This is a genomic window from Acidovorax lacteus, from assembly GCF_039540375.1.
GTDB lineage: Bacteria > Pseudomonadota > Gammaproteobacteria > Burkholderiales > Burkholderiaceae_C > Acidovorax_G > Acidovorax_G lacteus.
In genome coordinates this window covers 51967-74105 of sequence record NZ_BAABEX010000028.1, presented here as the reverse complement: position 1 = coordinate 74105, position 22139 = coordinate 51967, and the positions used below count along the sequence as shown (strand labels likewise).

Annotated in this window: 18 protein-coding genes; 5 read left to right on the top strand and 13 right to left on the bottom strand. The window is 67.6% G+C overall.

Annotation, left to right across the window (positions count from 1 at the left end):
- Nucleotides 1-169 precede the first annotated feature (169 nt).
- A complete protein-coding gene (gene corA, locus ABD866_RS12700; RefSeq protein ID WP_345065616.1) occupies nt 170-1156 on the top strand; it encodes a magnesium/cobalt transporter CorA in 987 nt (328 codons plus the stop codon).
- A 59-nt stretch (nt 1157-1215) separates the two neighbouring features.
- On the opposite strand, the gene ABD866_RS12695 is transcribed toward corA, so the two are convergent.
- From ABD866_RS12695 to ABD866_RS12640, 12 genes are all read right to left on the bottom strand, one after another.
- Entirely contained in the window at nt 1216-1938 is a 723-nt protein-coding gene (locus tag ABD866_RS12695) for a 5'-methylthioadenosine/adenosylhomocysteine nucleosidase (RefSeq protein ID WP_345065613.1), read from the bottom strand.
- 146 nt (nt 1939-2084) lie between these two features.
- Nucleotides 2085-3764 (bottom strand): long-chain-fatty-acid--CoA ligase, encoded by a 1680-nt coding sequence (locus ABD866_RS12690; RefSeq protein WP_345065610.1) that lies wholly within the window; start codon nt 3762-3764, stop codon nt 2085-2087.
- A gap of 182 nt (nt 3765-3946) precedes the next feature.
- On the bottom strand, nt 3947-5371 hold the full coding sequence (locus ABD866_RS12685) for an NAD(P)(+) transhydrogenase (Re/Si-specific) subunit beta (RefSeq protein ID WP_345065607.1): 1425 nt from the start codon (nt 5369-5371) through the stop codon (nt 3947-3949).
- The gene (locus ABD866_RS12680) at nt 5368-5697 is read right to left on the bottom strand and encodes an NAD(P) transhydrogenase subunit alpha part 2 (protein WP_345065604.1); all 330 of its coding nucleotides are present in this window, start codon (nt 5695-5697) and stop codon (nt 5368-5370) included. Before ABD866_RS12680 ends, ABD866_RS12685 begins: the two co-directional genes overlap by 4 nt.
- 24 nt (nt 5698-5721) lie before the next feature.
- Nucleotides 5722-6462, bottom strand: a complete 741-nt coding sequence (locus ABD866_RS12675; protein WP_345065601.1) for a hypothetical protein — start codon at nt 6460-6462, stop codon at nt 5722-5724.
- An 11-nt stretch (nt 6463-6473) separates the two neighbouring features.
- Nucleotides 6474-7589: a Re/Si-specific NAD(P)(+) transhydrogenase subunit alpha gene (locus ABD866_RS12670; RefSeq protein WP_345065598.1), complete on the bottom strand. Its 1116-nt coding sequence runs from the start codon at nt 7587-7589 to the stop codon at nt 6474-6476.
- Between the two features lie 255 nt (nt 7590-7844).
- The gene (fba, locus tag ABD866_RS12665) at nt 7845-8909 is read right to left on the bottom strand and encodes a class II fructose-bisphosphate aldolase (protein ID WP_345065595.1); all 1065 of its coding nucleotides are present in this window, start codon (nt 8907-8909) and stop codon (nt 7845-7847) included.
- 152 nt (nt 8910-9061) lie between these two features.
- On the bottom strand, nt 9062-10498 hold the full coding sequence (pyk, locus tag ABD866_RS12660; protein ID WP_345065592.1) for a pyruvate kinase: 1437 nt from the start codon (nt 10496-10498) through the stop codon (nt 9062-9064).
- Nucleotides 10499-10589: 91 nt separating this feature from the next.
- Complete coding sequence (locus tag ABD866_RS12655; protein ID WP_345065590.1) at nt 10590-11372, bottom strand: CPBP family glutamic-type intramembrane protease; 783 nt, start codon at nt 11370-11372, stop codon at nt 10590-10592.
- The gene (locus tag ABD866_RS12650) at nt 11369-12766 is read right to left on the bottom strand and encodes an aminopeptidase P N-terminal domain-containing protein (RefSeq protein ID WP_345065587.1); all 1398 of its coding nucleotides are present in this window, start codon (nt 12764-12766) and stop codon (nt 11369-11371) included. Before ABD866_RS12650 ends, ABD866_RS12655 begins: the two co-directional genes overlap by 4 nt.
- Nucleotides 12763-13542: a nucleotidyltransferase family protein gene (locus ABD866_RS12645; RefSeq protein ID WP_345065583.1), complete on the bottom strand. Its 780-nt coding sequence runs from the start codon at nt 13540-13542 to the stop codon at nt 12763-12765. The genes ABD866_RS12650 and ABD866_RS12645 overlap by 4 nt, the downstream gene beginning before the upstream one ends.
- Nucleotides 13539-13922 (bottom strand): S-adenosylmethionine decarboxylase family protein, encoded by a 384-nt coding sequence (locus ABD866_RS12640; RefSeq protein ID WP_345065580.1) that lies wholly within the window; start codon nt 13920-13922, stop codon nt 13539-13541. Before ABD866_RS12640 ends, ABD866_RS12645 begins: the two co-directional genes overlap by 4 nt.
- 161 nt (nt 13923-14083) lie before the next feature.
- On the opposite strand from ABD866_RS12640, the gene tkt reads away from it, so the two are divergent.
- The 4 genes from tkt (at nt 14084) to ABD866_RS12620 (ending at nt 19903) form a co-directional block, all read left to right on the top strand.
- On the top strand, nt 14084-16126 hold the full coding sequence (gene tkt / locus ABD866_RS12635; RefSeq protein WP_345065577.1) for a transketolase: 2043 nt from the start codon (nt 14084-14086) through the stop codon (nt 16124-16126).
- A gap of 32 nt (nt 16127-16158) precedes the next feature.
- Nucleotides 16159-17157 (top strand): type I glyceraldehyde-3-phosphate dehydrogenase, encoded by a 999-nt coding sequence (gap, locus tag ABD866_RS12630; protein WP_345065574.1) that lies wholly within the window; start codon nt 16159-16161, stop codon nt 17155-17157.
- Between the two features lie 361 nt (nt 17158-17518).
- Nucleotides 17519-18940 carry a putative DNA modification/repair radical SAM protein gene (locus ABD866_RS12625; protein WP_345065571.1) on the top strand — a complete coding sequence of 474 codons (1422 nt, stop codon included), beginning with the start codon at nt 17519-17521 and terminating at the stop codon, nt 18938-18940.
- Nucleotides 18941-18961: 21 nt separating this feature from the next.
- Nucleotides 18962-19903: a TIGR03915 family putative DNA repair protein gene (locus tag ABD866_RS12620; RefSeq protein WP_345065567.1), complete on the top strand. Its 942-nt coding sequence runs from the start codon at nt 18962-18964 to the stop codon at nt 19901-19903.
- A gap of 917 nt (nt 19904-20820) precedes the next feature.
- Here ABD866_RS12620 and ABD866_RS12615 read toward each other — a convergent pair.
- Nucleotides 20821-22116, bottom strand: coding sequence for an O-acetylhomoserine aminocarboxypropyltransferase/cysteine synthase family protein (locus tag ABD866_RS12615; protein ID WP_345065564.1), 1296 nt, complete (start codon nt 22114-22116; stop codon nt 20821-20823).
- Between the last annotated feature and the right edge of the window lie 23 nt (nt 22117-22139).

Below are 22139 nucleotides of genomic sequence, written 5' to 3'. Positions count from 1 at the left end.
CCCCGGGGTGGCGGTGCCATAATCGCGCACCTGATCCATTCCCCACCGGAGAGATCTCTTTGGAAACCTACCCGAGTTGGTAGCTTTCAGCTCCCTGGCAGCGTGCCGCGGGGGTTGAAAGCACCCCATTCCCCCCGCACCGCCGAACCGACCCCCAGGGAGTGAGCCCATGCTCAACATCTTTACGCTGGCCAATGGCCGGCTGTTCCAGGAAGAAATCGAGTCGCTCGAAGAGCTGACCAAGTTCCAGCCGATCTGGGTGGACCTGGAAGCCCCGACGCTGGAAGAAAAGCGCTGGATCAAGCAGCACTACGGCCTGTCCATCCCCGAAGACGCGATGGACGAGGACATCGAGGAATCCGCCCGCTTCTACGAAGAAGACAACGGCGAGTTGCACATCCGCAGCGACTTTTTGATCGACGACGACGAAGACCCACGCTCGGTGCGCGTGGCCTTCATCCTGAACCAGCACAACGCCAACCTCAAGAGCCGGGGCGTGCTGTTCTCGATCCACGACGAAGACGTGCCCGTGTTCCGCCTGCTGCGCATGCGCGCCCGCCGTGCGCCCGGGCTGATCGAAGACGCCAAGGAAGTGCTGCTCAAACTGTTCGACGCCGATGCGGAGTATTCGGCCGACACGCTCGAAGGCATCTACGACGAGCTGGAGGCCGTGAGCAAGCAGGTGCTGTCGGGCGACGTGACCGACACGCGCGCGGGCGAGGTGCTGGCCGCCATTGCGCGACAGGAAGACCTGAACGGCCGCATTCGCCGCAACGTGATGGACACCCGCCGCGCCGTGAGCTTCATGATGCGCTCCAAGATGCTCAACGCCGAGCAGTTCGAGGAGGCGCGGCAGATCCTGCGCGACATCGAATCGCTGGACAACCACACGGCCTTTCTGTTTGAAAAGATCAACTTCCTGATGGACGCCACGGTCGGCTTCATCAACATCAACCAGAACAAGATCATCAAGATCTTCTCGGTGGCCAGCGTGGCGCTGCTGCCCCCCACGCTGATTGCGAGCGTGTACGGCATGAACTTCCAGCACATGCCCGAACTGGCCCAGACCTGGGGCTACCCATATGCGCTGGCGCTGATGGTGGCCAGTGCGCTCGGCCCCATGTGGTACTTCCGCAAGCGCGGCTGGCTCAAGTAAACCCAAAGGCTTATAGCCAAATTGGCTGCTCGTGCTTATCAATCAAGCACGAGCAGCTATTATTTTGGTAGCAACCGCATGAAGGTGCGCAGCACGGCATCGGCATTGCGGCAGGCCACGGTCTGCACGAACTGCAGGAAGTCCACATGCGCATCGTCGTCCGCCCGGTCGGAGATGGTGCGTACGGCGGCAAACGGCACGCCATAGTCGGCACACACCTGGGCCACCGCGGCCCCTTCCATCTCGACCGCCAGCACCTCATGCCCGGCAAGGGCCAGTGCACCGCGCAAGCGCTGCGCGGCTTCGGCCGAGGCGATGAACTGGTCGCCGCTGGCGATCAGCCCGTGGTGCGCGCCCGCGCCGGTGGCGGCCGCGCAGTGCCGGGCCGCTTGCCACAGCTGGGCGCTCAGGGCCGCATCGCAAGGCATACGGGCCTCGCGGTAGCCCGGCACCACCCAGCGCGGCGCGAGTGGTGAGGCGTCCATGTCGTGCTGCAGGTAGTCCCGCGCCACCACGAGATCGCCCACGCGCACGCCATCGCCAACGCCACCGGCCACGCCGGTGAACACGATGCGCGCTGCCGCAAAGCGCTCGATGAGCGCCGTGGCCGTGGTGGCCGCAGCCACCTTGCCCATGCCCGACAGCGCCATCACCACGCCGCGCCCTTCGAGCACGCCCGTCCAGAACGCACGGCCCGCGTGCATCTGGCGCTGCGGATGCTGCAGGTGGTCAAGCAGGGTGGCCTGCTCTTCGGGCAGGGCGCTGAGAATGGCGGTGCACATGGCGTGAGTCGGTCGGGCTGACGGCTGCGCCACTGGGCACGACCGGGAGCCGCATTGTGCACGGACGAGCGCCCCCTATCGCGCACCGCCCCATGAAAAAAGGCGCACCCCGGAGGGTGCGCCTTGTGCCGCCGAAACGGATGGGCTTACTTCTTGTCGCGCAGCTCGCGGCGCAGGATTTTGCCCACCGGGGTCTTGGGCAGCTCGGTGCGGAACTCCACCACCTTGGGCTGCTTGTAGCCCGTGAGGTTGGCCTTGCAGAACTCGCGCACCTGGGCTTCCGTCAGGTCGGGCGACTTCTTCACGATGACCAGCTTCACAGCTTCGCCGGTCTTCTCGTCTGGCACACCCACCACGGCGCACTCGAGCACGCCCGGACAGGCCGCCACCACTTCCTCGACTTCGTTCGGGTACACGTTGAAGCCGCTGACCAAGACCATGTCCTTCTTGCGGTCCACGATCTTGAAGTAGCCCCGCGCGTCCATCACGCCCACGTCGCCCGACTTGAAGTAGCCGTCCTCGGTCATGACCTTGGCGGTTTCGTCCGGACGCTGCCAGTAGCCTGCCATCACCTGCGGGCCCTTGATGGCGATTTCGCCCGGCTGGCCCAGCGTGGTCACTTCCTTGCCGTCGTCGTCCAGCAGCTTCATGTAGGTGCCCGGAATCGGCACACCGATGGTGCCGGTGAACTCGGTGCTGGTCACGGGGTTGCAGCTGGCCGAGGGGCTGGTCTCCGACAGGCCGTAGCCTTCGCAGACCGGGCAGCCCGTCTTTTCGAGCCAGAGCTTGGCCACTGCGCCTTGCACGGCCATGCCACCGCCCAGCGAAATCTTGAGGTTCTTCCAGTTGACGGTGTTGAAGTCCGGATGGTTGGCCAGGCCGTTGAACAGCGTATTGACCGCCGGGAAGCTGTGGAAGGTGTGCTTGGACAGTTCCTTGAGCACGGCCGGCAAATCGCGCGGGTTCGGGATCAGGATGGTTTTGCCGCCCGTGCGCATGGACAGCATCATGTTCACGGTGAACGCGAAGATGTGGTAAAGCGGCAGCGCGCACACGCTGGTGGGCTGCTCGCCAGCCGGGATCTTCTTCATCACCGGGTTGTTCCAGGCTTCGGACTGCAGCACGTTGGCGATCACGTTGCGGTGCAGAAGCACAGCGCCCTTGCTCACACCCGTGGTGCCGCCCGTGTACTGCAGCAGCGCGATGTCATCGGGCTTGATGTCGGGCTTCTTGAGCGAGGCCTTGGTGCCCAGGGCCAGCGCCTGGTTGAAGCGCACTGCGCCGGGCAGCTCGTACGGCGGCACCAGCTTCTTGACGTTGCGCACCACGTAGTTGACGAGTGCGCCCTTGAGCAGACCGAGGCGGTCGCCCATGGCGGCCAGCACCACATGCTTGACAGGCGTGTTCGCAATGCACTGCTGCAGCGTGGTGGCGAAGTTCTCGATGATGACGATGGCCTTCGCGCCCGAGTCCTTGAGCTGGTGCTCCAGCTCGCGCGGCGTGTACAGCGGGTTCACGTTCACGATCACGAAGCCCGCACGCAGGATACCGGCCACGGCCACCGGGTACTGGGGCACGTTGGGCATCATGATGGCAACGCGGTCGCCCTTGACCAGGCCCAGGCTCTGCAGGTACGCGGCAAAGGCAGCGCTCAGCGAATCGGTCTCGGCATAGGACACGTCCTTGCCCATGAAGCTGTAGGCCGTGCGGCTCGCGTACTTGCTGAACGCCTCGTCCATGAGCGCGACCAGCGAAGGGTACTGCGAAGGATCGATGTCTGCGGGAACGCCTTGCGGGTAGGCGGCCAGCCAGGGGCGGTCGGTCATGCGTGTCTCTCCAATACTTCTTGTTGCGATGGGGTGGATGCGGGTTGAACCCCGGCATTGTCCCTGCCGGTGGCCGCGCCGCGGGGGTGTAGTTTCCCTAGGCCGCACGCACCGCAGGGAGCGTGCGTGCGAGCCCCCGGAAACGGTGGGGACTTGTGGCGGGCCCAAGCCCGCACACAGGCTTACTCGATGGCCTTGCCGATGTCTTCCACGACCTTTTTCGCGTCGCCGAAAACCATCATGGTCTTGTCCATGTAGAACAGCTCGTTGTCTAGGCCTGCGTAGCCGGCGGCCATCGAGCGCTTGTTCACGATCACGGTCTTGGCCTTGTAGGCTTCCAGGATGGGCATGCCATAGATCGGACTGCCCTTGGTGTGCGCGGCCGGGTTCACCACGTCGTTCGCGCCCAGGATGATGGCCACATCGGCCTGGCCGAATTCGCCGTTGATGTCTTCCATCTCGAACACCTGGTCGTAGGGCACTTCGGCCTCGGCGAGCAGCACGTTCATGTGGCCTGGCATGCGGCCTGCCACCGGGTGAATGGCGTACTTCACCGTGATGCCCTTTTCCACCAGCTTCTGGGCCAGCTCCTTGACCGCGTGCTGCGCACGGGCCACGGCCAGACCATAGCCGGGGACGATGATCACGGTCTCGGCATTGCCCAGCACAAAGGCCACGTCGTCGGCGCTGCCACTCTTGACGGTGCGCTGCACCTGGGCACCGGCTGCCGCCGTGCCAGCGTCTCCGCCAAAGCCACCGAGAATCACATTGAAGAACGAGCGATTCATGGCCTTGCACATGATGTAGCTCAGGATCGCGCCCGAACTGCCCACCAGCGAGCCCGCAATGATCAGCATGCTGTTGTTGAGGCTGAAGCCGATGCCCGCAGCCGCCCAGCCCGAATAGCTGTTGAGCATGGACACCACCACCGGCATGTCGGCACCGCCAATCGGGATGATGATCAGCACGCCCAATACGAAGGACAGCGCCAGCATGATGAAGAAGGCAGTCCAGTTCTCGGTGAACATGAACACCAGGCCCAGGCCCACGGTGGCCAGGCCCAGCACCAGGTTCAGCAAATGCTGGCCCGAGAACACCACGGGCGCGCCCTGGAACAGACGGAACTTGTATTTGCCGCTGAGCTTGCCAAAGGCGATCACCGAGCCGCTGAACGTAATGGCCCCGATGGCCGCACCCAGGAACAGCTCCAGCCGGTTGCCCAGCGGAATCGGCTCGCCACGCGCGACGATCTGAAACGCCCAGGGCTCGGCCACGGCCGCGACCGCAATGAACACCGCCGCCAGGCCGATCATGCTGTGCATGAAGGCCACCAGCTCGGGCATCTTGGTCATCTCCACGCGCTGGGCCATCACGGCACCGGCAGCGCCGCCCACCAGCAAACCGCCCAGCACATAGACCATGCCCTGCGCCTTGCCGCCCGAGAGTTCGACGATCAGCGCTGCAGTGGTCAGCACCGCAATGGCCATGCCGGCCATGCCGAACAGGTTGCCGCGGATCGACGTGGTGGGATGCGACAGGCCCTTCAAGGCCTGGATGAAGCAGACACTCGCCACCAGGTACAGCAGCGTCACAAGGTTCATGCTCATGGCTTGGCATCCTCCGAGCGCGCGGCCGGGGCCTTGCGTTCTTTCTTCTTGAACATCTCGAGCATGCGCCGCGTGACGAGGAAGCCCCCGAACACGTTGACGGCGGCCAGTGCCACGGCCAGCGTGCCCATGGTCTTGCCCAGCGGGGTTTCGGTGAGCGCGGCCGCGAGCATCGCGCCCACGATCACGATGGCCGACACCGCGTTGGTCACCGCCATCAGCGGTGTGTGCAGGGCGGGCGTGACGTTCCACACCACGTGGTAACCCACGTAGATGGCCAGCACGAAGATGATCAGGTTGATGATCGTCGGTGAGACGGCTTCCATGGCAAGGCTCCTCTCCTCTTCACTTCATTGGGGCACCGGCAACGGAAATGCCGGCAATGCGAAATGCCCGTCGAGCATCGCGGTGCTCAGGCGCGCGGCGTCCGCCACCTGGCGGCTCCAGTCGCGCGCCGGAACTCCCGCGTGCAGGAACTCCTCGTTGCTGCGGGTGGCGGGCCGCAGCAGGCGCTGGTCGGCCAGCGCATGCACCTGCACGAAGGCACCGGCCTCCGTCCCGTAGCGATAGCTCAGGTGCGAATAGGGCCGGGCAGGAACGGCCTTGTGGGCCTGCAGCCAGCGCATCATCTCGGGGTGTTGTTGGGTGGCCCAGCCCGCCTGATCGGCCCAGCGCTTGAAGCGCAGGCAGTCCACGCGCACCGGGCTCGTGGCACGGTCGTCCACCAGCAGGCCCTGCTCACGCGGGCAGTCGGTCTGCCAGGCGGCGCCAGTGCGCGGATGGTTGGTGGCATTGGTTTGCAGCAGCACCGCGGCCAGCACCTGGCCCTGGGCATCGTGCAGCACGGCCGCCCGGGTCTCGAGCGGCAGGCCCGCGCCACGGAAAGGCGATGGCAGCGCATCGGCCGCGACCACGCCCAGGTCTTTCCAGGCGGCATCAGGCAGCACCAGGCGCGCACGGCCTACCGGGGCTTCGGTGCGGTCGGGCTGCAGCGGCGCGCACGCGGCCAGTGCTGCAACGGCCGAGGCCAGCAGCGCCGGGCGCAGGGTGCGCCGCAATGCAACGGCGATGGAAAGACGGGAACGGCTCACGGAAAAAACAGTCATGCGCGCTTGACGGCGCCTTCATGGGCCACGAGGCAGGCCGCCACGATGTCGTCCTGCAGGTCCATGTGCAAGGCGCCTTCCTTGTTGATGATGAGTTTCAGGAAATCGAGCACGTTGCGCGCATACAGGGACGAGGCGTCTGCGGCCACCAGGGCCGGAAGATTGGTTTCTCCCACGAGCGTCACACCGTGCTTGACCACGGTACGGCCGGGTTCGGTCAGAGGGCAGTTGCCGCCCTGCGGCGCTGCCAGATCGACGACCACAGAACCCGCCTTCATGGACCGTACCATGTCTTCGGTCACGAGCACGGGAGCCGGGCGTCCCGGAATCAGGGCGGTGGTGATTACCACGTCGGCCTGGGCCACGCGCTTGGCCACTTCGGCCTTCTGGCGGTCGAGCCAGCTCTGGGGCATGGGGCGGGCATAGCCCCCCACGCCCTCGGCGGCTTCTTTCTCTTCGGCGGTTTCGTAGGGCACGTCGATGAACTTCGCACCCAGGGATTCGACCTGCTCCTTCACGCTTGGGCGCACGTCAGAAGCCTCGATCACGGCACCCAGGCGCTTGGCTGTGGCAATGGCCTGCAGGCCCGCCACGCCCACGCCCAGAATTACCACGCGCGCAGCCTTTACGGTACCGGCCGCCGTCATGAGCATGGGGAAAAAGCGCTGGTAGCGGTCGGCCGCAATCATCACGGCCTTGTAGCCTGCGATGTTGGCCTGGCTGGAGAGCACGTCCATGCTCTGCGCCCGCGTGGTGCGCGGCGCGGCCTCCAACGCATAGGCCGTCACACCCGCCGTGGCCAGGCGCTGCAGGCCCTCCGCATCGAACGGGTTGAGCATGCCCACCAGGGTGCTGCCGGCGCGCAGGCGCGGCGCTTCGGCCTCCGAGGGGCAACGCACCTTGAGCACCAAGTCGGCGCCCCAGGCGCCCGCGGCGTCGGCGATCTCGCCACCCGCGGCCGCATAGGCCGCGTCGGGCACGCTGGCCGCCACGCCGGCACCCGACTCGATGCAGACCTGGTGGCCCAGGGCCTTGAGTTTCTTGACCGTCTCCGGGGTGGCGGCCACCCGGGTTTCTCCTGCCATCGTCTCCGCAGGCACACCAATGCGCATGGGTTCTCCTCGCTCCAGGGGATCCGTGGAATTACGTATTCGCTGAATGAAAGCTTACATGAAGAAACTTTTATCGCTGTCGCATTTGTCTGATGTAGAGACAACTCCCAAAAGGGCCTCCGGGAAGACCCTGAGAGAACGGTCCTCCGGCCTTCCGCCCCACAGGCCGGGGGCAAGAGCGCATGGCGCACGGGCATGAAAAAACCCGCCGCGGGTGGCCCCGGGGCGGGTGGGATGCAATGCGCGCAGCGAGGGTCAGTGCACAACCTGGGCCAGTTCGCCCTGTGCGTAGCGCTGGGCCATCACCTGCAGCGTATCGCCCTTGATCTTGGCGGCCTGGCCTTCGCAGCCGAATTCCAGGTAGCGGGCCTTGCACACCAGCTTGGCTGCTTCGCGTGCGGGCTTGAGCCACTCACGGGCGTCGAACTTGTCGGGGTTCTCGGCCAGGAACTTGCGCACCGCGCCTGTCATGGCCAGGCGGATGTCCGTATCGATGTTGATCTTGCGCACGCCGTGCTTGATGGCTTCCTGGATCTCTTTGACCGGTACGCCATAGGTCTGCTTCATCTTGCCGCCGTACTGGTTGATGATGTCCAGCAGCTCTTGCGGCACCGACGACGAACCGTGCATCACCAGGTGCGTGTTCGGAATGCGCGCGTGGATTTCCTTCACGCGGCTGATCGCCAGGATGTCGCCCGTGGGCGGGCGGCTGAACTTGTACGCACCGTGGCTGGTGCCGATGGCAATGGCCAGCGCATCGAGCTGCGTGGCCTTGACGAACTGGGCCGCCTCTTCCGGGTCGGTCAGCATCTGGCTGTGGTCCAGCTTGCCTTCGGCGCCAATGCCGTCTTCCTCACCGGCATCACCAGTTTCCAGGTTGCCCAGGCAGCCAAGCTCGCCTTCCACCGTCACGCCCACCTTGTGGGCCATTTCGACCACCTTGCGCGTCACTTCCACGTTGTAGTCGAACGATGCGGGCGTCTTGCCGTCTTCCATCAGCGAGCCGTCCATCATCACCGAGCCGAAGCCCAAATCAATCGCGCCCTGGCAGACCTTGGGGCTGGTGCCGTGGTCCTGGTGCATCACCAGCGGAATGTGCGGAAACGCCTCCACAGCGGCCTGGATCAGGTGCTTGATGAAGGGCTCGCCCGCGTACTTGCGCGCGCCAGCACTGGCCTGCAGGATCACCGGTGCGCCCACTTCGTCCGCCGCTGCCATCACCGCCTGGACCTGCTCCAGGTTGTTGACGTTGAAGGCAGGGATGCCATAGCCGTGGGTGGCGGCATGGTCGAGCAGTTCGCGCATCGAGACGAGAGGCATGGTCGTGAGGTCCGTTCGGGGGTTAGAAGAGGGCTGCGCCACAGCTGCGGCGGTAACCGCTTGGTAACCCGCGATTTTACCCGCCGCCTTTGCAGGGGCGGTCATGCCCCAGCCACAGGGCGGGGCACCCATCGCGCACAGGCCCGCCGGGCTTACTGCGCGCGGCAGATCTTCAACATATTGGTGCCACCAGGCGCCCCCATGGGCTCGCCACAGGTGATGGCGTACACGTCGCCGCTTTGCACGATGTTGCGCGTCTTGAGGTGGCCTTCGGCCTGCTCCAGGGCCGTGTCGCGGTCGGCGCTGGTGTCCATGAGCAGCGGGCGCACGTTGCGGTACATGGCCATGCGGCGCTGGGTGGCCACCTTGGGCGTGAGCGCGTAGATCGGGATGTGGATGCGGTGGCGGCTCATCCAGAGGGCCGTGGCCCCGCTGTCGGTCATGGCCACGATGGCCTTGGCGCCCAGATGGTGGGCCGTGAACAGCGCGCCCATGGCGATCGACTGGTCGATGCGGCGGAAGGTCTGGCCCGTGAAGTCGGCGTCCAGCTGGTGGTCTTCGGCGGCCTCGGCAGCGGCGCAGATCTTGGCCATCTCTTCCACGGTTTCGAGCGGGTAGCGCCCGGCGGCCGTCTCGGCGCTGAGCATCACCGCGTCGGTGCCGTCGAGCACCGCGTTGGCCACGTCGCTGACTTCGGCGCGCGTGGGCACGGGGTTGGAGATCATGCTCTCCATCATCTGCGTGGCCGTGATCACCACCTTGTCGAGGTCGCGCGCCATGCGGATCATCTTCTTTTGCAGCGCGGGCACGGCCGCGTTGCCCACCTCCACCGCCAGATCGCCCCGCGCGACCATGATGCCGTCGCTGGCCTTGAGGATGGATTCCAGGTTCGGGATCGCCTCGGCGCGCTCGATCTTGGCGATCAGCGCGGGCTTGTGGCGGAAGTCGGCCGCGGCCACGTTGCAGAGCTGGCGCGCCATTTCCATGTCGGTTGCGTTCTTGGGAAAGCTCACCGCCACGTAGTCGGCCTGAAAGCGCATCGCGGTGCGGATGTCTTCCATGTCCTTGGCCGTGAGCGCAGGGGCCGTGAGGCCGCCGCCCTGCTTGTTGATGCCCTTGTTGTTCGACAACTCGCCGCCGATGCGCACCGTGGTGTGCACCGCTTCGCCGCGCACTGCGTCCACCGTGAGCACGATCAGGCCGTCGTTGAGCAGCAGCACATCGCCGGGCTTCACGTCGCGCGGCAGTTCCTTGTAATCGAGCCCCACGCCGTCGAGGTCGCCGGGCTCAGTACGCGAGGCGTCAAGCACAAAAGGCCGCCCGGCTTCGAGCATGACCTTGCCCTCGGCGAACTTGCCCACACGGATCTTGGGGCCCTGCAGGTCGGCCATGATGGCCACCTCGCGCCCTGCGCGGGCCGACGCCTCGCGCACCGCCATCGCACGGTCGATGTGGTCCTGCGCCTTGCCGTGGCTGAAGTTCAGGCGCACCACGTTCACGCCCGCGCGGATCATGGCTTCGAGCAGCGCCGGGTCGCTGGAGGCGGGGCCGAGGGTGGCAACGATCTTGGTGGCGCGGCGCGTGGGCATGGACATGTCTCTCCGGGTGTTGTAATCGGGTTTCAAACTGTAGCGCAAGGCGGTTACCAGTCCGGTACAGCGCCCGCTGCCGGTGGTGCCTTCAGCGCAGCGCTGCCACGCCCCCGGCCAGCAAGTGCGCCAGCGCGTGGGCCAGCATGGCCGATTCGAGCCCCCAGCGCGCATACAGCGCGCCCGCCAGCAGCCCGAACACCGCATTGCCCAGCAGCACATAGGCCACCACGGGCAGGCTCAGGCCGCCGGCCAGCGCATGGGCGGCGGGCAGGTGCCCGGCCGCAAAGGCCAGGGCGCTGAGCACGATGGCCAGGCCCAGCACCCAGCCCGCAGGCGCGCTCCGGCGGCGCTGCAGCCAGCGCCAGCCCAGCCACACCAGCAGCGTCATCAAGCCCCAGCGCAGCAAAATTTCTTCGGTGATGCCGCCATACAGCAGCCGCACAGACAACGGTACGGCCTGCGCGGCGGCGTCTTGCGCCAGCGGCGCAGGCGCCCAGGCCGCCAGCAGCACCAGCCACAGCGCAGCGCCCACGCCGCCGGCCACGCCGGCCCGCAGCGGCGCACGCCAGGCGCCGTGCAGCGGCGTGCCCTGCACCCAGGCAGCCACCAGCGGGCTGCGCAGGCCCACATCGGGCCCCAGGCGCGCGCCCAGCCATGCAGCCAGGGCCAGCAGTGCGGTCGTTTGCACGCCGCTGCTGGCCAGCACCACCCACACGGGCACGGGCAGCAGCCCCGCGCCCTGCTGCAGCGGCTGCCACAGCGAGGCCAGCAGCGCTGCCACGCCCGGCAGGCCCAGCGCCCACAGCACCAGCGCCATCCGGCCGCGCCGCGGGGCGGGCGCAGCGGATGTCGGGGGCTGGGCGGGGCTCATGCGCGCATCAGGGCTTCGATCGCGTCGGCCTCCACCGGCACATCGCGCGTGATGAGTTCGCAGCCCGTGTCGGTGACCACGGCATCGTCTTCGATGCGGATGCCGATGTGGTGGAACGCCTCGGGCACGCCCTCGGCCGGGCGCACGTACAGGCCGGGCTCGATGGTGAGCACCATGCCCGGCCGGAGGATGCGGCTCGGGCGGTTGAGGATGACTTCGCCCGACAGGGGATCGCGCCGCTGGCTGGGCTGGCCCACGTCGCCGGGCTCCACGTAGCTGCCGCAGTCGTGTACGTCCATGCCGATCCAGTGGCCGGTGCGGTGCATGTAGAAAGCAAAGTAGGCGCGGTTGTCGATCACGTCCTGCACGCCGCCCACCTTGTTGCGGTCGAGCAGGCCCAGGTCCAGCAGGCCCTGCGACAGCACGGCCACGGTGGCGTCGTGCGGGTCGTTGAAGCGGTTGCCCGGGCGCGTGGCCGCCACGGCAGCATGCTGGCTGGCCAGCACCAGCTCATACAGCGCGCGCTGCGGGCCGGTAAAGCGGCCGCCTGCCGGGAAGGTGCGCGTGATGTCGCTCGCGTAGCCGTCGAGTTCGCAGCCGGCGTCGATCAGCACCAGGTCGCCGTCCCGGATGGGCGCGGCGTCGGCACGGTAGTGCAGCACGCAGGCATTGGCCCCAGCGGCCACGATGGAGTTGTAGGCCACCGATTGCGAGCCCTGGCGGCGGAATTCATGCAGCAGTTCGGCGTCGAGGTGGTATTCGCGGACGTCTTCCCCTGCGCGCAGCATGCGCGCACTGCACTGCATGGCGCGGATGTGCGCCTGCGCGCTGATGCGCGCCGCGCGGCGCATGATGGCCAATTCGTGCGTGTCTTTGATCAGGCGCATCTCGTCGAGCGGCGTGCACACGTCAAACTGCTGCGCCGGGCACAGCGCGCCGTAGCGGGCCCGCCCGCGCACGGCCTGCAGCCAGCCTTCCACCCGCGCGGCCAGGCCGCTGTGCACGGCAAACGGGTACCAGACGCTCTGGCGGTTTTCCAGCAGGCGCGGCAGGCGTGCGTCGAGCTCGGTGCAGGGCAACGCCTCATGCACACCCAGCGCAGCGGGCGCGGCGGCCGGGCCCAGGCGGTAGCCGTCCCAGATCTCACGCTCCAGGTCTTTGGGCTGGCAGAACAGCGTGCTGTGGCCCTCGGCCGTGAGCACCAGCGTGGCGTTGGGCTCGGCAAAACCCGTGAGGTAGTGGAAGTAGCTGTCGAAGCGGTAGAGGTAGTCGGTGTCGCGGTTGCGCAGGTGCTCTTGCGCGGTGGGCACGATGGCGATGCCCCCGGGCCCCAGTTGGGCGGCCAGGCGGGCGCGGCGTTCGGCATACACCGACAGCGGGACGGAAGGCGTCATGAGGTTTCCAGGGGTTCGGTTTGCAATTGGGCCAGCCGCTCGGGCGTTCCCACGTCGGTCCAGCGCCCGGTGTAGAGCGAGGCCCCCACCCGCCCATTGTCCATCGCGCGGCGCAGCAACGGTCCGAGAGGGGCCTTGGTGCCTGTGGGATTGCCGGGCGCAATGTCGCACCAGGGGGTGTCAAACAGTTCGGCCCTGAGCAGGGCCAGCGTGCTGTAGGTATAGCGCGGCGCGGGATCGGCCTCGGGCAGGTTCAACGCGCGGCCCGCGGGGCTGAGCCCGAAGTCGCCGCGCGGGTGGTGCGCCGGGTTGGGCACGAACCACAGGTGGGCCAGGTCGTTGCCGCGCGCAAACGCCTGCGCGGCGGTCGGGTCGAACACGAAGTCGGGCGCAAACACGTCGCCCGCGGCCAGCCAGAACACCGGGCCCAGCTGCGGCAGCGCCCGCGCAATGCCCCCGGCCGTCTCCAGCGCGCCGCCGAAGTCCAGGTCTTCGCGGGAGTATGAAATGGATAGCACGTCGTGTTTGGTTTTGCTGGGCCAGGGCACGAAATGGCTTCCAAAATGGGCCGGGATGCACCCGCCCAGCCAGCCGGTGTTGAGCCACACGCGCCGCACGCCACCTGCGGCGAGCGCCTGCAGGTGCCAGGCCAGCAACGGGCGGCCGTGCACGGGCAGCAGCGGCTTGGGGGTGGTGTCGGTCAGCGGGCGCATGCGCTCGCCGCGGCCAGCGGCCAGCACCAGGGCCGGGATGTCGGAAGGCGTCTGAAGGCTCATGGGAGGTGGGGGCTGCCGCGCTGCAGGGCCTGCTCGTGCACCTGCTCGGCATCGAACAGCGCCAGCAGGCTTGCCAGCAGCGCGCGGGCGCGCGGCGACTGGTCGCCGCCGAAGTTGCACACATACACATCGAGTGTGACGGCGCGCTGCTCAGGCCAGGTGTGTACGCACAGGTGCGACTCGGCCAGCAGCACCGTGGCCGTGACACCGCCCGGCCCGGCCGCGGTGGCCGGGAAACTGTGGAACAGCGTGCCCACCGCCTGCAGCCCGGCGGCCTGCACCGCGGCCAGACAGGCCTGGCCCAGGCGCTCGGCGTCCAGCAGCCAGTGCGCGGCGCAGCGGCAGCCGTGCAGATCGGCGGTGAGGTGCAGTCCTTGCATGGGCCGCACTGTAGTGCATCGCCCGGGGCTTGCGACCCGTCTGCAGCGCCTGCCGCGCGGGCCGCAGAGGGCGGCGCAAGGCGAAGCGCCAGGGGCCCGCAAGGCGGGCCGGTAAAATGCCGGGTTTCCCCTGAACACCCACCGCTGGAGCCGTTCCTTCCATGGCCAACACCCCGCAATCCACCCAGATGGCCAATGCAATCCGCGCATTGGCCATGGACGCCGTTCAACAAGCCAATTCGGGCCACCCCGGCGCACCCATGGGCATGGCCGACATGGCCGTGGCGCTGTGGTCCCAGCACCTCAAGCACAACCCGACGAATCCGCAGTGGTTCGACCGCGACCGCTTCGTGCTCTCGAACGGCCACGGCTCCATGCTGCTGTACGCGCTGCTGCACCTCACGGGCTACAACCTGCCCATGCAGGAGCTCAAGAACTTCCGCCAACTGCACAGCAAGACGGCCGGCCACCCCGAAGTGGGCATCACCCCGGGCGTGGAAACCACCACCGGCCCGCTGGGCCAGGGCATCACCAACGCCGTGGGCTTTGCCCTGGCCGAGAAGCTGCTGGCCGCCGAGTTCAACCGCGACGGCCACGCTGTGGTGGACCACCACACCTATGTGTTCCTGGGCGACGGCTGCCTGATGGAAGGCATTGGCCAGGAGGCCATCTCGCTGGCCGGCGCCTGGAAGCTCAACAAGCTGATCGCGCTGTACGACGACAACGGCATCTCGATTGACGGCCAGGTGCAGCCCTGGTTTGCCGACAACACCCCGCTGCGCTTTGTGGCCAGCGGCTGGAACGTGATCGGCCCGATCGACGGCCACGACGTGGAGGCGGTTTCCAGCGCCATTGCCGAAGCCAAGAAGCAGACCGAGCGCCCGACGCTCATCGTCTGCAAGACGCACATCGGCAAGGGCTCGCCCAACCGCGCCAACACCGCCAAGGCCCACGGCGAGCCGTTGGGTGCCGAGGAAATCGCCCTCACGCGCGAAGCCCTGGGCTGGACGCACGAGCCCTTTGTGGTGCCCGACGAGGTGTACGCCGGCTGGGACGCCAAGGCCAGCGGCGCCGCGGCCGAGGCCGCCTGGAACGAGCGCTTTGCCGCCTACCAGGCCGCCTACCCCGAGCTGGCCGCCGAGCTGGCCCGCCGCATGGCCGGCGACCTGCCCAAGCAGTTCGCCCAGGTGGCGGTGGACACCGTGGTCGCCGCCCACACCAAGGCCGAGACCGTGGCCACGCGCAAGGCCAGCCAGATCGCGCTGGAAGCCTTCACCGCCGCGCTGCCCGAACTGCTGGGCGGTAGCGCCGACCTGACGGGCTCGAACCTCACCAACACCAAGAGCACGCCCAACCTGCGCTTTGACATGCAGGGCCACGTGGTCAAGAACGAAGCCGGCGTGGGCGGCCGCCACATCAACTACGGCGTGCGCGAATTCGGCATGGCCGCCATCATGAACGGCGTGGCGCTGCACGGTGGCTTCATTCCGTACGGCGGCACCTTCCTCACCTTCAGCGACTACAGCCGCAACGCCATCCGCATGGCCGCGCTGATGAAGCAGCGCGTAGTGCATGTGTTCACGCACGACTCCATCGGGCTGGGCGAAGACGGCCCCACGCACCAGTCGATCGAGCATGTCTCCAGCCTGCGCCTGATTCCGAACCTGGACGTCTGGCGCCCGGCCGACACGGCCGAAACCGCCGTGGCCTGGAGCGTGGCCCTGTCCAACCGCGACAAGCCCACGGTGCTGGCCCTGTCGCGCCAGAACCTGCCCTACGCGCCCAAGCGCGACCTGGGCGACATCTCGCGCGGTGCCTACGTGCTCTCCGAGCCCGCCGACGTGGGCCTCAAGAAGAAGGCCGTGGCCGTCATCATCGCCACCGGCTCGGAAGTGCAGCTCGCGCTCAAGGCGCAGCGCCTGCTGGCCGACAAGAAGGTGCCGGTGCGCGTGGTCTCGATGCCCAGCACCACCACGTTCGACCGCGAAGACGTGAAGTACAAGAAGGCCGTGCTGCCCGCTGGCCTGCCGCGCATTGCCGTGGAAATGGGCGTGACCGACTTCTGGTGGAAGTACGGCTGCGCCGCCGTCGTGGGCATCGACACCTACGGCGAATCCGCTCCGGCGCCGGTGCTGTTCAAGCACTTCGGCTTCACCGAAGAGAACGTGGCCGCCACCGTGCAGGCGGTGCTCAAGCGCAAGTGATTTTTGCAAGCACTACTGGAGAGACCTGAGCTATGACGATCAAGATTGGCATCAACGGCTTCGGCCGTATCGGCCGCATGGTGTTCCGCGCCGCGGTGGAGAACTTCTCGGACGTGGAGATCGTGGGCATCAACGACCTGCTCGAGCCTGACTACCTGGCCTACATGCTGAAGTACGACAGCGTGCACGGCCGCTTCCAGGGCGAGGTGTCGGTCGAAGGCAGCACGCTGGTCGTCAACGGCAAGAAGATCCGCCTGACCCAGGAACGCGACCCCGCCAACCTGAAGTGGAACGAAGTCGGTGCCGACATCGTGATCGAGGCCACGGGCCTGTTCCTGGACAAGGCCAGCGCCGAGAAGCACCTGGCCGCTGGTGCCAAGAAGGTGATCATGTCGGCCCCTTCGAAGGACGACACGCCCATGTTTGTGTACGGCGTGAACCACGGCTCCTACGCTGGCCAGGCCATCATCTCCAACGCCTCGTGCACCACCAACTGCCTGGCCCCCGTGGCCAAGGTGCTGCACGACAAGTGGGGCATCAAGCGCGGCCTGATGACCACGGTGCACGCCGCCACCGCCACGCAAAAGACGGTGGACGGCCCGAGCAACAAGGACTGGCGCGGCGGCCGCGGCATCCTGGAAAACATCATTCCTTCGAGCACTGGCGCTGCCAAGGCCGTGGGCGTGGTGATCCCCTCGCTCAACAAGAAGCTGACCGGCATGTCCTTCCGCGTGCCCACCTCCGACGTGTCGGTGGTGGACCTGACGGTCGAGCTGAACACCGAAGCCAGCTACAAGGACATCTGCGCCGAAATGAAGGCCCAGAGCCAGGGCGCGCTCAAGGGCGTGCTGGGCTACACCGAGGACAAGGTGGTCGCCACCGACTTCCGCGGTGAAGTCTGCACCTCGGTGTTCGACGCCGAAGCCGGCATTGCCCTGGACGGCACCTTCGTGAAGGTGGTGGCCTGGTACGACAACGAATGGGGCTACTCGAACAAGTGCCTGGAAATGGCCCGCGTCGTCGCGAAGTAAACCGACACGCCCCGCGCGGCCTGCCCTGCTGAACAGGGCACAGACCGCGCACACTGCATGCAACTACCGTTCAGGCCGGTCGCCCGCAAGGGCCGCCGGCCTTTTTTTGCGCCCGGGCAGGCGGCGCCCCCTCACCTCGCAGAAGGCGCCAGCGGCCAGGGCCGCAGCGCCACTGCCACCGCACAGTGCGCCTGCAACGCGACCGGGGGCGGCATGGGTGAAGGCGTCAGGGGTGAAGGTGTTTTGGGGCTCTCGTGCCTCAGAACCAAGCACGAGCAGCTATCAAATCAATAGCAAACACCTGCCACCACCGCAAAACCCTACGCTGGCGTCCAGCATCCAAGCACTGTAAATTTACACAGTGGAATTGCAACGCAAACTCGCCATCCTGGCCGACGCGGCCAAGTACGACGCCTCCTGCGCTTCGAGCGGCGCGGCCAAGCGCCATTCGGTGGGCGGGCGGGGCATCGGCTCGACCGAGGGCATGGGCATCTGCCACAGCTACACGCCCGATGGGCGCTGCATCTCGCTGCTCAAGATCCTGCTGACCAACTTCTGCCTGTACGACTGCCTGTACTGCGTCAACCGCGCCAGCAGCAACGTGCCGCGCGCACGCTTCGCGGCCGAGGAGGTGGTGGCGCTTACGCTCGACTTTTACCGGCGCAACTGCATCGAGGGGCTGTTTTTGTCGAGCGGCATCATCCAGAGCCCCGACTACACCATGGAGCAGGTGGTCGAAGTCGCGCGCCTGCTGCGCGAAGAGCACGACTTTCGCGGCTACATCCACCTCAAGACCATCCCCGACGCCTCGCCCGAGTTGCTCGCGCGCGCGGGCCGCTACGCCGACCGGCTGAGCATCAACATCGAGCTGCCCACGGCCGAAGGCCTGGCCCGCCTCGCCCCTGAAAAGGACGGCCCGGCCATCGAACGCTCGATGGCGCGCATTGCCACGCACATCGAGGCGCACCGCAGCGCGCAGCGCGAGCAGGCGGCCGCGCGCGTGGTGTCGCTGCCGCACACCGGCCGCGCACGGCGGGCCGCCGTGCCGCGCTTTGCCCCGGGCGGGCAGAGCACGCAAATGATCGTGGGCGCCGACGCGGCCGACGACCGCGCCATCCTCGCCACCAGCGCGCAGCTCTACGGCCAGCACCGGCTGCGGCGCGTGTACTACTCGGCCTTCAGCCCCATCCCCGACGCAGCGCGCGCCCTGCCCCTACAGGCCCCGCCGCTGCTGCGCGAGCACCGGCTCTACCAGGCCGACTGGCTCATGCGCTTCTACGGCTTTGCGCACGACGAGATCGTGCCCGCCACGCCCGTGGGTGGCGCAACCGGCGGCAGCGCCAGCGGCAGCGGCATGCTGTCGCTCGACATGGACCCCAAACTCGCCTGGGCGCTTGCGCACCGCGAGCGCTTTCCGGTCAACCTCAACACCGCGCCGCGCGAGCTGCTGCTGCGCGTGCCCGGACTGGGCGTGCAGAGCGTGCAGCGCCTGCTGGCCGCGCGCCGCGTGCGCCAGCTGCGCCATGCCGACCTGGCCCGCCTGCGCGTGCCGCTGGCGCGGGTGCTGCCCTTTGTGGAAGTGGCCGACCACCGCCCCACCCGCACACTGGACGACCCCGCCCTGGCCCAGCGCCTGCTGCAGGCCGGCCGCCGCCCCAGCGTGCGCAGCGGCACCGCCGCGGTGCCCGGCATGGCCCTGCCCCTGGGCACCGCGGCCGCCACCCCGGCGGCCCTTGCCCCACCCGCCCGTGTGCCGCAGCAGGCCTCGCTGTTCGACGCCTGAGCGCCCCCGCACGCCGCCGCCATGCCCGCCATCACCCTGCACAGCCCCACCGACTGGGACGGCTTTCGCCACGCGGCCCGCGGCCTGCTGCAGGCAGGCACGCCGCCCGAGACCGTGCAGTGGCACGACCAGCCCCGCGTGGGCCCGGCCGACCTGTGGGCGGCCGCCGAGGCCGCTGCCGATGGCCCGGCCGATGTCCCAGCCGTTGCGCTTGGCAACACCGCCGCCCAGGGCACGCCGCCTGGCGTCGCCACAGCGCAGGCCAGCCCGCCAGAGGCCATAACCCCGCCACCGCGCCACACGTTGCCCCACACAGCCCCCACCCTGCGCCTGCCCGCCGCACTGCTGGGCCAGCTGCAAAGCGCCGCCCTGCACCGCGACCCGCAGCGCTGGACGCTGCTGTACCGCTGGCTGTGGCGCTGCCAGCAGCAGCCGGCGCTGCGGCACGACGCGCTCGACGCCGACTGGCAGCGCCTGCAGCGCATGGCCCAGGCCGTACGGCGCGACATGCACAAGATGCGCGCCTTCGTGCGCTTTCGGCCCACCACCGAAGCCGACGGGCAGACCCTGCACATCGCCTGGTTCGAGCCCGCGCATCACATCACCGAAGCCAATGCGCCCTTTTTTGTGCGCCGCTTCACGCAGATGCGCTGGGCGCTGCTCACGCCCGATGCCAGCCTGCGCTGGGACGGCCACCGCCTGGACGTGGGCCCGGGCGCCCAACGCAGCGACGCCCCCGCACCCGACGCGGGCGAGGCGCTGTGGCTCACCTACTACCGCAGCACCTTCAACCCCGCGCGGCTCAAGCTGGACATGATGCGGCGCGAAATGCCCCGCCGCTACTGGCACAACCTGCCCGAGGCCGCGCTGATCGGCGAGCTGGCTCAGGGCGCCGCCGAGCACAGCGGCCGCATGCTGGCCGCAGAGCCGACGACGCCGCAGCGCAGGTTGCCCAGGGGTTGAGCGGGCTGGTGAAGACTTCGCAGGGAATTTGAGCCGAACGGGCTGCTTGTGCTTGTTATTCAAGCACAAGCAGCTATGAAATTCATAGCGTTTGACTGTGTTGGCGATAGTTGGCTGCTGGTTTGTGCTGTATTCCGGGGCCGGGATGTGCGCCCGGCGGCGCACCTTCTTTCTTTTGGATCGCCAAAAGAAAGAAGGCAAAGAAAAGGCGACCCCACGTCTGCGTCCCTGCGCTTCGCTCCGGGCACCCTGCGGTGCTCGGTCACAGGGCGTGCTGCGGAACTCGCTGCGCGCTGATCGCGCTCCGCTCGGACAACCGCAGCAAGTCAGTCCACGATGCGGGTGTGTCCTGCGGCACACCCGCTCGCCCCGCGCCCTGCGCTCCTCGTCGCAGCCGAGGGGAAGGGCAGCAGTCGGCTGCTGCTGCGCAGTGACGCCGACCCCGGTCGCACCACGCTCGGCTGGCGATGGATAAGCCCACAGCGGTGGTGCCCCCGTTGGGCCGAGCGCAGCAATGGCCCGCTCCCACCCCCCTTCAGGATGCGCCGAGGAGCGCAGCGCCTGGGGTGGCCTGCGTGCCGCAGGACACGCAGGCTTCGTCCTTCTAGCTCGCCGCATTTGTCCGAACGCAGCGCCCCAGGCGCGAAGTGAGTTATGCGGCGCACCCCAGGCGCGAGCACCGCAGGTTGCCCCAGACGCACGACAGTGCGGCTGGGGTCGCAGCCTGTAGGGTCGCCTTTTCTTTGGTGACTTTCTTTTGGCGACCCAAAAGAAAGTCACTGCGCCGCCGGGCGCACATCCCGGCCTCGGAACGCAACATACCCCAGCGGCCCACAACCGCCAAACCAAGAAAACGCTATAAATCTGATAGCTACTCGTGCTTGATTCAAAAGCACGAGAAGCCATTCCCCTCCCCCTCAAACCGCCGCCAACGCCTGCTCCAGATCGGCCAGCAAATCGTCGATGTGCTCAATCCCCACCGATAGCCGCACCGCATCCTCGGGCACTCCAGCCCGCACCAGTTCCTCTGGCGAGAGCTGGCGGTGCGTGGTCGAGGCCGGGTGCGTGGCCAGCGACTTCGCATCGCCGATGTTCACCAGCCGTGTGAAGAGCTGCAGCGCATCCAGGAACCGCGCCCCGGCGGCACGGCCGTCGCCTTCGCGCGGCTTGACGCCAAAGGTGAGCAGGCCCGAAGCCTGGCCGCCCAGATAGCGCTGCGCCAGCGCATGGTCGGGGTGATGGGGCAGGCCCGCGTAGTTGACCCAGCCCACGCGCGCGTGCTGCGCCAGGAACTGCGCCACGCGCAGCGTGTTGGCGTTGATGCGCTCCATGCGCAAGGCGAGGGTCTCGATACCTTGCAGGATCAGGAAGGCGTTGAACGGCGAGATCGCCGCGCCCGTGTTGCGCAGCGGCACCACGCGCGCGCGGCCGATGTAGGCGGCTGGGCCCAGCGCCTCGGTATAGACCACGCCGTGGTAGCTCACGTCGGGCTCGTTCAGGCGCTTGAAGCGCTCCTTGTGCTCGGCCCACGGAAACTTGCCGCTGTCCACGATGGCCCCGCCGATGCTGGTGCCGTGCCCGCCCAGGTACTTGGTGAGCGAATGCACCACGATGTCGGCCCCGTGCTCGATGGGGCGCAGCAGGTAGGGCGACGCCACGGTGTTGTCCACGATCAGCGGCACGCCGTGCCGATGGGCGATGGCGGCCACGGCCGCGATGTCGGTGATATTGCCCTGCGGATTGCCGATGGACTCGACAAAGATCGCCTTGGTGCGTGCGTCGATCAGCGGCTCGAAGCTGGCGGGATTGCGGTGGTCGGCAAAGCGCGTGGTGATGCCGAACTGCGGCAACGTGTGCGCCAGCAGGTTGTAGGTGCCGCCGTACAGCGCGGTGCTGGAGACGATGTTGTCCCCGGCCTCGGCAATGGTCTGGATGGCGTAGGTCACGGCCGCCTGCCCCGAGGCCAGCGCCAGCGCCGCAATGCCGCCTTCCAGTGCCGCCACGCGCTGCTCCAGCACGTCCTGCGTGGGGTTCATGATGCGGGTGTAGATGTTGCCCGGCACCTTCAGGTCGAACAGGTCGGCACCGTGCTGCGCGCTGTCGAACGCGTACGCGGCCGTTTGGTAAATGGGCACGGCCACGGCGCGTGTGGTGGGGTCGGGCCGGTAACCGGCGTGCACGGAGCGGGTTTCAAACTTCCACGCAGAAGACATGGGATCGGTCCTTTCGTTGTTGC

What these genes read in the sequence shown, in the direction of transcription:
- corA (WP_345065616.1), top strand. Translation starts at nt 170, where the DNA reads ATGCTCAACATCTTTACGCTGGCCAATGGCCGGCTGTTCCAGGAAGAA.
- ABD866_RS12695 (WP_345065613.1), bottom strand. Translation starts at nt 1,938, where the DNA reads ATGTGCACCGCCATTCTCAGCGCCCTGCCCGAAGAGCAGGCCACCCTG.
- ABD866_RS12690 (WP_345065610.1), bottom strand. Translation starts at nt 3,764, where the DNA reads ATGACCGACCGCCCCTGGCTGGCCGCCTACCCGCAAGGCGTTCCCGCA.
- ABD866_RS12685 (WP_345065607.1), bottom strand. Translation starts at nt 5,371, where the DNA reads ATGAGCATGAACCTTGTGACGCTGCTGTACCTGGTGGCGAGTGTCTGC.
- ABD866_RS12680 (WP_345065604.1), bottom strand. Translation starts at nt 5,697, where the DNA reads ATGGAAGCCGTCTCACCGACGATCATCAACCTGATCATCTTCGTGCTG.
- ABD866_RS12670 (WP_345065598.1), bottom strand. Translation starts at nt 7,589, where the DNA reads ATGCGCATTGGTGTGCCTGCGGAGACGATGGCAGGAGAAACCCGGGTG.
- fba (WP_345065595.1), bottom strand. Translation starts at nt 8,909, where the DNA reads ATGCCTCTCGTCTCGATGCGCGAACTGCTCGACCATGCCGCCACCCAC.
- pyk (WP_345065592.1), bottom strand. Translation starts at nt 10,498, where the DNA reads ATGCCCACGCGCCGCGCCACCAAGATCGTTGCCACCCTCGGCCCCGCC.
- ABD866_RS12655 (WP_345065590.1), bottom strand. Translation starts at nt 11,372, where the DNA reads ATGAGCCCCGCCCAGCCCCCGACATCCGCTGCGCCCGCCCCGCGGCGC.
- ABD866_RS12650 (WP_345065587.1), bottom strand. Translation starts at nt 12,766, where the DNA reads ATGACGCCTTCCGTCCCGCTGTCGGTGTATGCCGAACGCCGCGCCCGC.
- ABD866_RS12645 (WP_345065583.1), bottom strand. Translation starts at nt 13,542, where the DNA reads ATGAGCCTTCAGACGCCTTCCGACATCCCGGCCCTGGTGCTGGCCGCT.
- ABD866_RS12640 (WP_345065580.1), bottom strand. Translation starts at nt 13,922, where the DNA reads ATGCAAGGACTGCACCTCACCGCCGATCTGCACGGCTGCCGCTGCGCC.
- tkt (WP_345065577.1), top strand. Translation starts at nt 14,084, where the DNA reads ATGGCCAACACCCCGCAATCCACCCAGATGGCCAATGCAATCCGCGCA.
- gap (WP_345065574.1), top strand. Translation starts at nt 16,159, where the DNA reads ATGACGATCAAGATTGGCATCAACGGCTTCGGCCGTATCGGCCGCATG.
- ABD866_RS12620 (WP_345065567.1), top strand. Translation starts at nt 18,962, where the DNA reads ATGCCCGCCATCACCCTGCACAGCCCCACCGACTGGGACGGCTTTCGC.
- ABD866_RS12615 (WP_345065564.1), bottom strand. Translation starts at nt 22,116, where the DNA reads ATGTCTTCTGCGTGGAAGTTTGAAACCCGCTCCGTGCACGCCGGTTAC.